9 protein-coding genes are annotated in these 11,967 nt (G+C 76.4%); 5 read left to right on the top strand and 4 right to left on the bottom strand.

All coding sequences use genetic code 11. From position 1 onward, the window contains the following. Positions 1–27: 27 nt before the first annotated feature. The 3 genes from MUU72_RS07240 to MUU72_RS07230 all read left to right on the top strand — a co-directional run bounded on the left by MUU72_RS07240 (position 28) and on the right by MUU72_RS07230 (position 4,285). Positions 28–2,010 (top strand): hypothetical protein, encoded by a 1,983-nt coding sequence (locus MUU72_RS07240; protein WP_248012300.1) that lies wholly within the window; start codon positions 28–30, stop codon positions 2,008–2,010. After that, positions 2,000–3,271, top strand: coding sequence for a hypothetical protein (locus MUU72_RS07235; RefSeq protein WP_248012299.1), 1,272 nt, complete (start codon positions 2,000–2,002; stop codon positions 3,269–3,271). Before MUU72_RS07240 ends, MUU72_RS07235 begins: the two co-directional genes overlap by 11 nt. A 381-nt stretch (positions 3,272–3,652) precedes the next feature. Next, positions 3,653–4,285 carry a hypothetical protein gene (locus tag MUU72_RS07230; RefSeq protein ID WP_308403796.1) on the top strand — a complete coding sequence of 211 codons (633 nt, stop codon included), beginning with the start codon at positions 3,653–3,655 and terminating at the stop codon, positions 4,283–4,285. A 167-nt stretch (positions 4,286–4,452) separates the two neighbouring features. On the opposite strand, the gene MUU72_RS07225 is transcribed toward MUU72_RS07230, so the two are convergent. Together MUU72_RS07225 and MUU72_RS07220 are read right to left on the bottom strand one after the other, a co-directional pair. Beyond that, on the bottom strand, positions 4,453–5,328 hold the full coding sequence (locus tag MUU72_RS07225; protein WP_248012297.1) for an alpha/beta fold hydrolase: 876 nt from the start codon (positions 5,326–5,328) through the stop codon (positions 4,453–4,455). 472 nt (positions 5,329–5,800) lie between these two features. After that, complete coding sequence (locus MUU72_RS07220; RefSeq protein ID WP_066985298.1) at positions 5,801–6,493, bottom strand: iron-dependent transcriptional repressor DtxR; 693 nt, start codon at positions 6,491–6,493, stop codon at positions 5,801–5,803. Between the two features lie 250 nt (positions 6,494–6,743). Between MUU72_RS07220 and MUU72_RS07215 the strand changes: the two genes are divergently transcribed. Then, on the top strand, positions 6,744–7,511 hold the full coding sequence (locus MUU72_RS07215) for an SIS domain-containing protein (protein ID WP_248012296.1): 768 nt from the start codon (positions 6,744–6,746) through the stop codon (positions 7,509–7,511). 27 nt (positions 7,512–7,538) lie between these two features. Here MUU72_RS07215 and MUU72_RS07210 read toward each other — a convergent pair whose 3' ends face one another. Beyond that, positions 7,539–8,897, bottom strand: a complete 1,359-nt coding sequence (locus tag MUU72_RS07210; RefSeq protein ID WP_372503030.1) for a PAS domain-containing protein — start codon at positions 8,895–8,897, stop codon at positions 7,539–7,541. Positions 8,898–9,569: 672 nt separating this feature from the next. Continuing rightward, the gene (gene pdxH / locus MUU72_RS07205; RefSeq protein ID WP_308403795.1) at positions 9,570–10,205 is read right to left on the bottom strand and encodes a pyridoxamine 5'-phosphate oxidase; all 636 of its coding nucleotides are present in this window, start codon (positions 10,203–10,205) and stop codon (positions 9,570–9,572) included. 472 nt (positions 10,206–10,677) lie between these two features. On the opposite strand from pdxH, the gene MUU72_RS07200 reads away from it, so the two are divergent. Next, entirely contained in the window at positions 10,678–11,772 is a 1,095-nt protein-coding gene (locus tag MUU72_RS07200; RefSeq protein ID WP_248012294.1) for a citrate synthase 2, read from the top strand. The last annotated feature ends 195 nt before the right edge of the window (positions 11,773–11,967 follow it).

Genomic DNA, 11,967 nt, shown 5'->3' with positions numbered 1-11,967 from the left:
GTACGGACGAGGGGGGTGGCGGCGGTGATGCGCGCCGGAATGGTGCTGGTCGCGGGCTGGCTGGCGGTGCTGTTCGCCGCCGGCCCGGCAGCGGCCGCGCCCGCGGGGGCCGCCGCCCCGGGCCCGTCCGCCTACCTCGCCGAGCAGCTCCGGCACGATCCGGTCTACGTCACCGACCAGTTGCCGCGCGCGGTGCCGCGCTCCACCGCCCCCGACTTCGCCGCCCAGGCCCGGCGGCTGGGCGTCCCGGCGTACGTGGTGGTGCTGCCGGACCTCTCCGGCGGCCTGCGTTCCGGTCTGCTCGCCGGCATCCACGACCACCTGGGCCGCAAGGGCCTCTACGTCGCCCTGTCCGAGTCGCGCCTGAGCGAGGTGCAGACCTACGGCGTGAGCGTCCCCGGCGCACAGGACGCTGCGACCGCCACCCGGTACGAACTCCCCTACGACGCCACCGCCCGCGAGACCTTCCGGCACTTCGTCGACGTGCTCACCTCCGGCCGCGCCGCCCAGCGCGCCGAGGCGGCCCGCGCGGCCTACGGCGGCGCGTCCGCCGCCCCTGAGCCGCCTCCGCTGCACACCACGCGGACGGACCGCGAGGACCAGAGCTTCCTGACCGGTGTCGTGGTCGCCGGGGTGCCCCTCACCGCGCTGCTGATCGCGGGGTACGCCGGGCGCCGGTGGCGGCTGCGGCCCGGGCGGTCCGGTACCAAGGCGGCCCGGGCGGCCCGCCGGGTACGGCCGGCCGCGCCGCTCGGCGCGCTCGCGCTCGCCGGGCTGCTGGCCTTCACCGCCACCCGGGTCTTCGACGCCACCACCACCGGCGACGGCTCGGTCCCGACCGCCGCCGACCTGCGGGCGCGGATCGACCGGGTCGCGGGCGGGCTGCGCCACGACCCGCTGTACGTCGACCCCGAGAGCCCCTCCCCGCTGGACGCCGCCGAGCAGGCCCGGCTGCGGCGGCGGCTCGCGGCGCTCCCCGTGCCCGTGCTGGTCGCCGTGGTGCCCACGTCGCTGGACGACGAGTCCGCCGGCAACAAGGACCTGTTCCTGGCGTCGCTGCACGACCGGCTGCGCCGGAACGCCGTGTTCGTGCTCGCCGAGCCCGGTTCCGGCTCGCTCGACGTCGCCGACCACGGCACGCACCTGAAGACCGGTGCCCTGGAGGCGGCCTCCCGCGAGCCCGCGGCCGGACCGAACCCCGCGGACGCGCTGGCCGCCCGGCTGGACGCCCTGGTCGCCGCGGCCGCCACGGCCCCGGTGTCCGCGGCGGACCGGACGCCGCCCGCACCCGCCCCGCCGCCCGCCGAGGACCCGGCGGCCCAGCAGGCGCTGCCCGGCCTGTTCACCGGCGATTTCCGGCCGGGACTGTTCATCGGCGCGCTGGCCGCCCTGCTGGTCTTCGGCCTGGTGGTGGCGGTCCGGTCGGCGGTGCGGTGGCTGCACGGGGTGCGGGCCCGCGCCCGGGACACCGCGGCGTCGCCGGTCGAGCCGCGGCCGTCCTGGCTGCGGCGGACCGCCCGGGTCGAATGCGCCGCGCTGGGCGCGGAGTTGGCGCGGTCCGCTGAGCTGCCGGAGGCGGCCCGGCGCCGGGCCTGGGAGTGCCTGGACGCCGCGGCCCTGCTGATCGACGGCGACAGCGACGGCCGCCCGGACGCGGACGCCACCTCCGCGAGCCTGGCCTGCGCCCTCGTGCTGGCCCGGGCCGGCCGGGCGGCGGTGGCCGAGCCGGCCGCGCCGGACCACGTCTGCTACCGCAACCCCCTGCACGGCCCGGCCGCGGAGCGGGAGCGGCGGCGGCCCGGCCGCGGCTCCACCCCGCCACCGCGGCCGGTGTGCGCGGCCTGCCGGGAGACCCCCGGGCCGATCCTGCGGCTGTACGGCTCCGACGGCACCGGGCCCCGGCGGTACGCCCCGTACACCGTCCACCCCGGTCCGCTGGCCCGGCTCGTCCAGGGCACCGGCATAGACCAACTCACCCGCGAGGTACGGGAGTCCTTCGGTGTCAACTGACCTTCCCCACCACCGCCGTCCGGCCCGGGCCGTGCTCGCCGCGGCCGCGGCCGCCGCCGCGCTGCTGTGCGGCACGGCCGGCCCCGCCGCGGCGGACGGCGCGAGCCCGGGCGGGCGGATCGCCGACGCGCTGCGCACCTCGCCGGTGTACGTCGATCCCTCGCTCTCCTCGGCGGTCGGCCCGGCGGAGCAGCAGGCGCTGGTGGCGCAGATCCGGGGGACCGGGCTGCCGATCCGGGTGGTGCTCGTCCCGCTGGTCGAGGGCGACAACTGGGGCGGCAAGCCCGAGCAGCTCACCGAGGTGGTGCACGAGCGGATGGGCGGCGGCCCGGCCATCCTCATCACGCCCGGGGACCTCGCCGGCGACATCGCGGCCCGTGAGTGGCCCGCCCACGCCCACCAGGCCGAACGCGCCGCCGCCTCGGTGTACTTCGACGACTCCCTCAAGGGCGCCGGGCTGGCCAAGCGGGTCTCCCGGGCCATCGAGATCATCAAGGCCGGTGACGGCGACCGGGTCTACGACCGGCTCACCGCCCACCTCGGCACGTCCCCGGGCGGGGGCGGCGCGGCCGGGGCGTCCGCACCGCCCGGCTCCTCCCCCGTCGTCCGGATCGTCACGCTGGCGATCGGGCCGCTGCTGGTGCTGGCCGCGGCCTGGCTGCTGCTGCGGCGCCGGTCGCGGCTGCGGGGGTTCGGCACGCCGTTCGCGATGCCCCGGTCGGTCTTCGCCGCGGCCCGCGAGGCCGATGCGGAGGGGCTGCGCGAGCGGGCGGGCGAGGAGGTGGTGCGGCTCGGCGAGGAGGCCCGCGCCGCGGCGGGCGACCCGGCGGGCATCGAACGGGCGCTGGACGCGTACGCCGCGGCCGGTACGGTCCTGGACCGCGCGCGCTCGGTGCCCGATCTGGCGGGCGTGTTCGCGCTGGTGGCCGAGGGCCGGGCGGCGCTCTCACCCGCACCCGGCGCGCTCCCGCTGTGCTTCTTCCACCCGCTCCACGGCCCCGCCGCCCGCCGCATACCCTGGCGGCCGCTGGGCCGCCGCGAGCAACTGCGGGTCGCCGCCTGCGAGTCCTGCCTGCGGGCCGTACGGGCCCGGCGGGCACCGGAGGTGCTCACCGACCGGCTGGACGGCCGCCCGGTCCCGTACTTCGAGGTGCCGGCCGCGCGCAGCCTCTGGGCCGCGACCGGTTACGGCTCCCTGCTGTCCGGGGATTCGCTCACCGAACGGGTCCAGCGCGGCGACTTCACCCGCACCGCCAAGTGAGCGCTCCCCGGCCGCAGAAGGGGCGCCGAGCGGCCTGCCGGGGCCGGGGGGCGGTGGGGCCGGGGGGCCGGTGGGGGCGGAATCCGGCCAAGTTTTGTCGAGGGATTACCCTCCGGGGCCGGCGCGCCCCCAAGCCCGCTGAATTCACCCGCAAGGGGACGGCGGCCGGGCGCGGCCCCCACCGGCTGATTCACAAGAATTGCGGCGAATCCGCCGGGGCGTTCCGGCGGCACCGGAAGGCAGCGGTCCGGGGGCGGCTTCCGCCGTTTCGACAAGCGCGAAAGCGCGCTCCTATGCTCCGCCCGCACAGCCGTTCGCGAGCACCGGCAGCGGTGCCGCGCAACGGGGGAACACACGGGCCAGGAGAACGTTTTGCCGCACATGAGGGCCGCATGGCTGCGCGCCGCCGCACCCGTCGCCGTACTGGCGCTGACGCTGACCGCCTGCGGCGGGACGAACGGCGCGGCGGGCACCGCCGGCCCTGCCGGTGCGGCCGCCCGGCCGAACGCCGCGGCCGCCGCACCGGCGGCCGACACCGGCCCGGCCGCGCCGTCCCGCGGCGGTGCGCTCGGGCCCGGCCGGAGCGGCACCGGCCGGTACCGGGAGGACGCCGGGAAGGTCACCTACGAGGTCGCGGCACAGAAGGTCCGCGTCGGCACCGAGGCCGAGGCCCAGAAGATGGTGCAGGATCCGAAGGACGCGAACGGCCTGGTCCCCGCCACCGCGTATGTGAAGTTCACCAACAGGGGCCCCTCGGTCGTCACGGGCCTGCCGAGGGTGGCCAACGGCACCGAGATCTACGCGGACGGCCAGCGCGGCGGCCTGCTCCTCGGCTCCCCCGCGAACCTCCCCGGCTGCGAGGACCCGCTCGACATCGACGACTGGGCGGTCGGCCGGAGCCATGTCATCTGCCAGACCTACATGATCCCCCGGGGCGCCAGGTCCCTGGAGGTCCGCTGGGGCGACGACGACGCGGCCGACCCGCTGATCTGGAGGTTCGGCCCCACCGGCTGACGAGCGGCGGACGGGCGGCGGACGACCGGCGGACCGGCTGCCGCCGCGGTGGCGCCGGACGGCCCTTCCCCGCCGGCAGCCGGTCAACTCCGCTGCGGGGCACGGCCGGGAGGGCACGTCACCTCCTCGACGAGCGCCGCACTCCGCCCAGTCGGCGGCCCGTCGGCTCAGGAGCGGGCCGCCACCGCGTGCAGGAACGGTTCGATGGCGCGGTACCACGCCTCGGGCTGCTCCCAGGGCAGCAGGTGGCCGGCGTCGGGGATCTCGGCGTACGCCCCGCGTGGCAGGACCCGGACCATCTCCTGGGCCTCGGCGCGGCCCAGTTCGGCATCCAGGCCGCGGACCACGAGGGCCGGGCAGGTCACCTGGGCCAGCTCGTCCCAGTGGGCGTCGTGCACCCAGGTCTCGCGGACGCCGAGTATCCGGCGGCGCGAGAACACCGGCCGCCAGCCGTCGGACCGCTCGGCCATCACCTCCGCGAAGAACGCACCGCGCTCCGGCCGGGGCCGCTCCAGCGCCGGATCACCCTCCCCGAACCACGTGCGGACGTCGGCGAGCGTGGCGAACGGCACCGGCCAGGAAGAGAGCCACTCCGCCCAGGCGCGCTGCGAGGCCGCCCCCAGCGGCGAGGCGCGCATATCGCAGATCACCAGGGCGCTGACCAGATCCGGGCGGCGGGCCGCCACCTGCCAGGCCGTCAGCGCGCCCATGCCGTGGCCGACCAAGGCGGCCGGGGCCAGCTCCAACTGCTCGATGGCGGCGATGGCGTCGTCCGCGTAGGCGGTGCGGGCGGGCGGACCGGCGGCAAGCTGCTCGCTGCGGCCGTGGCCGCGCTGGTCCAGGGCCACCGCGCGGTGGGCGGTGGCGAGCCGGCGGGCGGTGGCCGCCCAGTGCGAGGCGCACCCCATCAGGCCGTGGAGCAGCAGCACACCGGGCCGCCGCCCGCCCTCCTCCGGCCCGCCACCGCGCTCGGGCCCTTCGGCGAACTCCCAGGCCGCGAGCCGCACACCGCCGGACCCCGTCACCTCGCTGCGCCGCACCATGCGCCCTGACACCCCCCATCACCCCCTGACCGACCCCGCACCCTCAGCCTATCGAACCCCTATTCGAACGGAGCGCCGTCGCGCCCAACTCCCCCCTTTCGAGTGACCTTGCTGCGGGATTGTCCACGCCCACCACGGGGAGACATCTGCCGGGAGGCGGGCTCCACCGGGAAGGGAGCCCGTGGGGAAAGACCCTGAGAGCTCGGGGCTCCGGGTCTTGGCGGGGGGACATGGGGAGGCAGGGCCCCGGCTGCTCGCAGCGCCGGGGCCCTGACCGTCCCGCACCGGATGCGGTGGACGCATCGCAGCCCCCTCGCCCGTCAGCGCAGCCGGCGCACGTGCCCGGCGCACGGCCGTGCGCCGGCGTCGGCGTCGGCGTCGGCGTGCCACGGGACCGGCCGCCGCACACCGCTTCCGGCCCGCCGCCGGTGCGCGGGCGCCGGGCCGGCGCCCGCGGAGGAAGCTGACGGGGTCAGCGCTTGGCGACGAAGACGTGGCTGGCGATCCCGGCGTCCAGCTCGGCGGCCTCGCCGCTGCTGCCGACCAGTACCCCGGCCGGGGACTCGGTGACGCTGACCACCGCGCCCGGCTGCACCCCGGCCCGGCGCAGGGTGTACATCAGCTGGGCGTCGGCCTGGATGGGCTCGCCGATCCGGCGCACCACGGCCGTCTTGCCGTCGGCACCGGCGTCCAGATCCATCAGGCTCACCATGCCGGCGTCCAGGAACGGGTCGGCCTCGGCCTTCTCGCCCAGCTCCTCCAGGCCCGGGATGGGGTTGCCGTACGGGGACTCCGTGGGGTGGCGGAGCAGCTCCAGGACGCGGCGCTCGACCGCCTCGCTCATCACGTGCTCCCAGCGGCACGCCTCGGCGTGCACCTGCTCCCACTCCAGACCGATGACGTCGACCAGCAGGCACTCGGCGAGGCGGTGCTTGCGCATCACCCGCGTCGCCAGCCGGCGGCCCTCCTCGGTCAGCTCCAGGTGCCGGTCGCCGGCGACCGTCAGCAGGCCGTCCCGCTCCATGCGCGCCACGGTCTGGCTGACCGTGGGGCCGCTCTGCTCCAGCCGCTCCGCGATACGGGCGCGCATGGGGACCACACCCTCCTCTTCCAGTTCGAGGATGGTGCGGAGATACATCTCCGTGGTGTCGATCAGTCCGGACATGCGTGCCCCTCGATATGTCGTGCGGTGGCCCTGGATTCAATTCTGACGCATCCCACTGACATCGGTGCGTCGTCGTCCGCGCACCGGACGGCCCCCCGGGCGGGCGGACCGGTGCGGTGCCCGGCGTATTGACAGCGCACTGGTCCAGACCGCAACGTGATCCGGGCCACTGATCCACGAGGCGGCGCGGCCGGGTTCCGGTGCCGGCCGCCGCTGATCCGACGCAGACCGACGAGAGGGGCCGGCGGCAATGGCTGAGAGCGACCGGGGCGAGGGACTGGCCGGGCGGTACTTCGACGCCGCGATCGCGCTGCTGCGGGAGGTCCGGGACGCGGAGGGGGAGCGGATCACCGAGGCCGGGCGGCTGATCGCGGACACCGTCGCGGCCGGCGGCCGGGTCTTCGCCTTCGGCGCCGGGCACTCCTCGCTGCCGGCCCAGGACACCGTCTACCGCGCCGGCGGCCTGGCGGTCATGAACCTGCTGTCCGTCCCCGGGGTCGTCGGGGTGGACGTCCGCCCGGCGACGCTGGGCAGCGCGCTGGAGCGGGTGGACGGGCTGGCCGGGGCGGTGCTGGACACCAGCCCGCTGGAGCGCGGCGACGTCCTGGTGATCATCTCGCTGTCGGGGCGGAACGCGCTGCCGGTCGAGATGGCGATCAACGCGCGGGCGCTGGGCATCACGGTCATCGGCGTCACGTCGGTGGGGTACGCGGACGCGACCAAGTCCCGGCACTCCTCGGGGACGTACCTCAAGGACCACTGCGACGTCGTGCTGGACAGCCGCATCCCGGTCGGCGACGCGGAGCTGACGCTGCCCGGGATCGACGCGCCGTTCGCACCCGCCTCGACGGTGGTCACCAGCGCGATCATGCAGGCCGTGGTGGCCACCGCGGCCGGTGCGCTCGCCGAGCGCGGGGTGCAGCCGCCGCTGCTGCGCTCGGGCAACGTGGACGGCGGCCACGAGTGGAACGGCCGGGTCATGCGGGAGTACGCGGACCGGATCTTCTACCGGCACTGACCGGCCGCCGCCGGCGGGCCGCCCGGCTCAGGCGCCCGCCGCCCCCGCGAGGTCCAGGGCGGCGGCGATCCGGGCGGCGACCTCCTCGGCGTAGTCCGCGTCCGCGCGGTCGAAGGGGCGGCGGGCCGCGGTGCGCAGGAACGTGGCGACGCCCAAGGTGCGGCCCCGGCTGCGCAGCACCACGCACAGGCCGTGCACCGTGCCGTCCGGCCAGCTGCGGGCGGCCGCCCAGCCCTCGGCGGCACCGGGGCCGGCCCCGGCCCGTACCGCACCGCGCCGGGCGTACGCCTGGAGGGCCGGGTGGTTCGGGGCGTAGGCCACCGGGATGCCGGTCGCCGGGGGCGCCTCCGAGGGGCCGGGGGCACCGGCCGGGGAGGCCAGCGCGCGCACCAGCCGCGGGGCGCGGTCCGGGCCGCCGGCGGCCCCGGGGGCGCTCTCCTCGCCGGGCGGCGGGTCGGCGTCCCAGGCGGCGTCCGCGTCCAGCGCGCCGTACGGGGCCGGGGCCGGGGGCCCGGCGAGGTCGACCAGGGCGTGGTCGGCGAAGCCCGCCAGCGCGAAGTCGAGGTGCACCGCGGCGGCCTCGGCCGGGTCCGGGCACTCGGCGGCGGCCCGGCCGGCGCGGTGCAGCTGGTGGGCCCGGAAGCGCAGCAGGGAACCGTCCTGCTCGGCCCGTTTGGCGTCGGTGACGTCCTGGAACAGCCAGGCGACACCGAGCGGAACGGGCTCCTCCGCCAGCGGTGAGGCGAGCCGTACGAAGCCGCTGCGCCAGCACCGGCGCGGGAGTTCGGCCTCCCCGTCGCGCAGCGTCACCCACAGTTCGGCGACGGCCGGCGGGCTGCCCTCGGCCAGGACGTGCTGGAGGGCGCTCTCCAGCTCCTCCACACCCTGGGCCAGCAGATCGCCCAGCGGGCGGCCCAGCGGCGTGCTGCGGCCGGTGCCGAAGGTGCGGGCGGCATGGGCGTTGACGGCCGCGGGCCGCAGGTCGGCGTCGATCAGCACCAGGCCCCAGGTGGCGTCCTCGAAGAGCGCCTCGCTGAGCGCCACCGCCCGCTCCAGGTCGAGCTGGGTGTGCGACTCCCCGAACGCGCAGTAGGCGCCGGCGGCCCGGCCGTCGGGGCCCCGGACCGCCGAGGACTGGGTACGCACCAGGACCCGGTGGCCGTCCTTGGCCAGCAGGGCGAAGTCGTGCACCTGGCGGCCCGGGGAGCGCATCGCGGCGGCCAGCGCGGCACTCACGCCCTCGGCGTCCTCGGGGCGGACCGCCCAGCCGGCCAGCCCGCGGCGGCCGACGGCCTCCTCGGCGCTCCAGCCGAGGATCCGCTCGGCCTCGTGGTTCCAGTGCGTGACCGTGCCGTCCGCGGCGAAGGCCATCAGGGCGGCGTCCATGCCGTCCAGGAGGGCGGCGAGCAGTCCGGAGTCGTCGGCGTCCGGCGGCCGGCCGGGATCGGCGCCGGCGCCGGACGGCGGGGGTCCGCCGGACGTTCCGCCGGGGCCGCCGGCCGGCCCGGGCGCGGCGGGTCGCTGCGGCGATGAGGCCGATGAGGCCGAAGAAGCTGACGAGGCAGTCACTGGCACCCCTTACGAACGCGGCCGCACGTGCTCCACGTGGGGTCATTCAACTGGAACGTGACGTGGAACACATCCCCTTCGCCGAAATCGCCGCCCGGATTCCGCTCCCGGGCCCGCCTGCGGGGACGCCTCCGGGGCGCCGCGGGAAAAAACCGGTTGTGCGGCGCCGCGCCGGTTCCTAACGTGTGGGGTACACGAGAAGGGAGGTGGTTCGGCAGATGATTTCGCACCGGACGCGTGAGGTGGCTGCGGGCTAGCAGCCCGTCGCTTCACCGAAGTGCAGCGCCGGACAGCGCATACTGCAGATGCGCAGGCCGGCCCAATCCCAAGCAGTCACCCGACCCGCGGGCTGCCGGTTCGTCCGACCGGCCCTTCGCGCACCACGCGCGGAGGAAGCAGCCCGCGGGTCGTCTGCGTTCGCGCCGCCGCGGGCGGCCGGGCGACGGGCCGCGGGACGCCCCGGAAGGCCCCCCGCGCCCGCCCGTACGCTCAGGGGGCCAGCCGCTCCACCCGCCAGGCCCCGGCCCGCGGCGCGCCCTCGCGGACGTACCGCAGCCGGTCGTGGAGGCGGTTGAGCCGCCCCTGCCAGAACTCGATCTCCCCGGGGACGACCCGGAAGCCGCCCCAGTGCGGCGGCGCGGGCACCTGCTCGCCCTCCGGGTAGCGGTCCGCCAACTCCGCGTAGGCCCGCTCCAGTTCGTCCCGGGAGGCGATCGGGGCGGACTGGTCGCTGGCCCAGGCGCCCAGCTGGGAGCCGTGCGGGCGGGTGCGGAAGTACGCGGCGGTCTCGTCCCGGCCGATGCGCTCGGCGGTGCCGGTCACGATGACCTGACGGGCCAGCGGGTGCCAGGGGAACAGCAGGGAGATCGCGGGGTTCTCGGCCAGTTCGCGGCCTTTGCGGCTGGTGTAGTTGGTGAAGAAGACAAAGCCGCGCTCGTCGAATGCTTTGAGGAGCACGGTCCTTGAGCTGGGCTGGCCGGCGGCGTCCGCCGTCGAGACGACCATCGCGTTCGGCTCGTGCAGACCGGCCGTGGCCGCGTCCTTGAACCAGCGAGCGAACTGGTCGAAGGGGCTCGCGGCGAGGTCGGACTCGATGATTCCCTCGGCGCGGTAGTGCGCGCGCATGGAGGAGGGGTCGGGGGTGTCGGCGGAGGGCATGTCGGCGGGATGCACGGCCTCATCTTGCAGCATCGGCGCCGCGGCGGTCAGCCCGGAGGGCCGGAAGTCTGCCCCCCGTCGCCGGGGCGTAACCCTCTCGTCGGCAAATCGCCCAGTGTGCCGGATGTCACGCTTCCCCGCAGGTGGTGAACCCGCCAAAATCATGGCCCGGCCCTCTGTGGGCCCCGGACACCGGAAGCTATCGTGTCCGTCTTCAGGCCGCCGCACGGCACCACCGGCGGCGGCCCGCGCCCGTGGACCGACCCCCCGCGGGCGGAACCGTCGCGTGGCACCGGCCCCGGCGGGGCATCACCGGGGTGACCGGTACGGACCGCGAGCTGCCCGCCGCAGCCGCGTAACCGCACCGGCGCCGTAACTGACTCGACCGCACGGCAGCCGGTCACCGCCGGCCCGCCGTCCCATCTTGAGGAGCCGCTTGATGTCCGACTTCGTTCCCGGGCTTGAGGGAGTCGTCGCGTTCGAGACGGAGATCGCCGAACCCGACAAGGAGGGCGGCGCGCTCCGCTACCGCGGCGTGGACATCGAGGACCTCGTCGGGCACGTGTCCTTCGAGAACGTCTGGGGGCTGCTGGTCGACGGTGCGTTCAAGCCGGGGCTGCCGCCCGCCGAGCCGTTCCCGATCCCGGTGCACTCGGGTGACATCCGGGTCGACGTCCAGTCCGCGCTCGCCATGCTCGCGCCCGTATGGGGCCTGAAGCCGCTGCTCGACATCGACGAGCAGACGGCCCGCGACAACCTCGCCCGGGCCGCCGTGATGGCGCTCTCCTACGTCGCCCAGTCCGCCCGCGGCCAGGGCCTGCCGATGGTGCCGCAGAAGGAGATCGACAAGGCCGAGACGGTCGTGGAGCGCTTCATGAAGCGCTGGCGCGGTGAGCCCGACCCCAAGCACGTCAAGGCCGTCGACGCCTACTGGACGTCGGCCGCCGAACACGGCATGAACGCCTCCACGTTCACCGCCCGGGTCATCGCCTCCACCGGGGCCGATGTCGCCGCCGCGCTCTCCGGGGCGGTCGGCGCCATGTCCGGCCCGCTGCACGGCGGCGCCCCCTCCCGCGTCCTCGGCATGATCGAGGAGATCGAGCGGACCGGCGACGCGGCCGCCTACGTCCGGCAGGCCCTCGACAAGGGCGAGCGGCTGATGGGCTTCGGCCACCGCGTCTACCGCGCCGAGGACCCGCGCGCCCGGGTGCTGCGGCGCACCGCGCGCGAGCTGGGCGCCCCGCGCTTCGAGGTCGCCGAGGCCCTGGAGAAGGCCGCCCTGGAGGAGCTGCACAACCGCCGCCCCGACCGGGTACTGGCCACCAACGTCGAGTTCTGGGCCGCCATCGTCCTGGACTTCGCCGAGGTCCCGGCCCACATGTTCACCTCGATGTTCACCTGCGCCCGTACGGCGGGCTGGAGCGCCCACATCCTCGAACAGAAGCGGACCGGCCGCCTGGTCCGCCCGTCGGCCCGCTACGTGGGGCCTGCGGCGCGGGGGCCGGAGACGATCGCCGGCTACGGGGCCGCCTGAGACGGCGGGGCGCCGCCCACGTTGCTGGCTCTCCCGCCGCGGGGGCGTTTCTGCTGCGCCTGCGGCGCGGGGCCGGGGTTCCGCTGCGCGGGGCCGGGATTCCGCTGCGCGGGGCCGGGATTCCGCTGCGCGGGGCTGTTGGGTGCGGTGACGGGCCTGCGGGGGTGGTGTGCCGGACTGCTTCGCTTTACGTCC

It is taken from the genome of Streptomyces rhizoryzae, assembly GCF_023155275.1.
GTDB lineage: Bacteria > Actinomycetota > Actinomycetes > Streptomycetales > Streptomycetaceae > Streptomyces > Streptomyces rhizoryzae.
The sequence above is the reverse complement of the archived record's forward strand: the minus strand, read 5'-3'. Positions and strand labels throughout refer to the sequence as shown.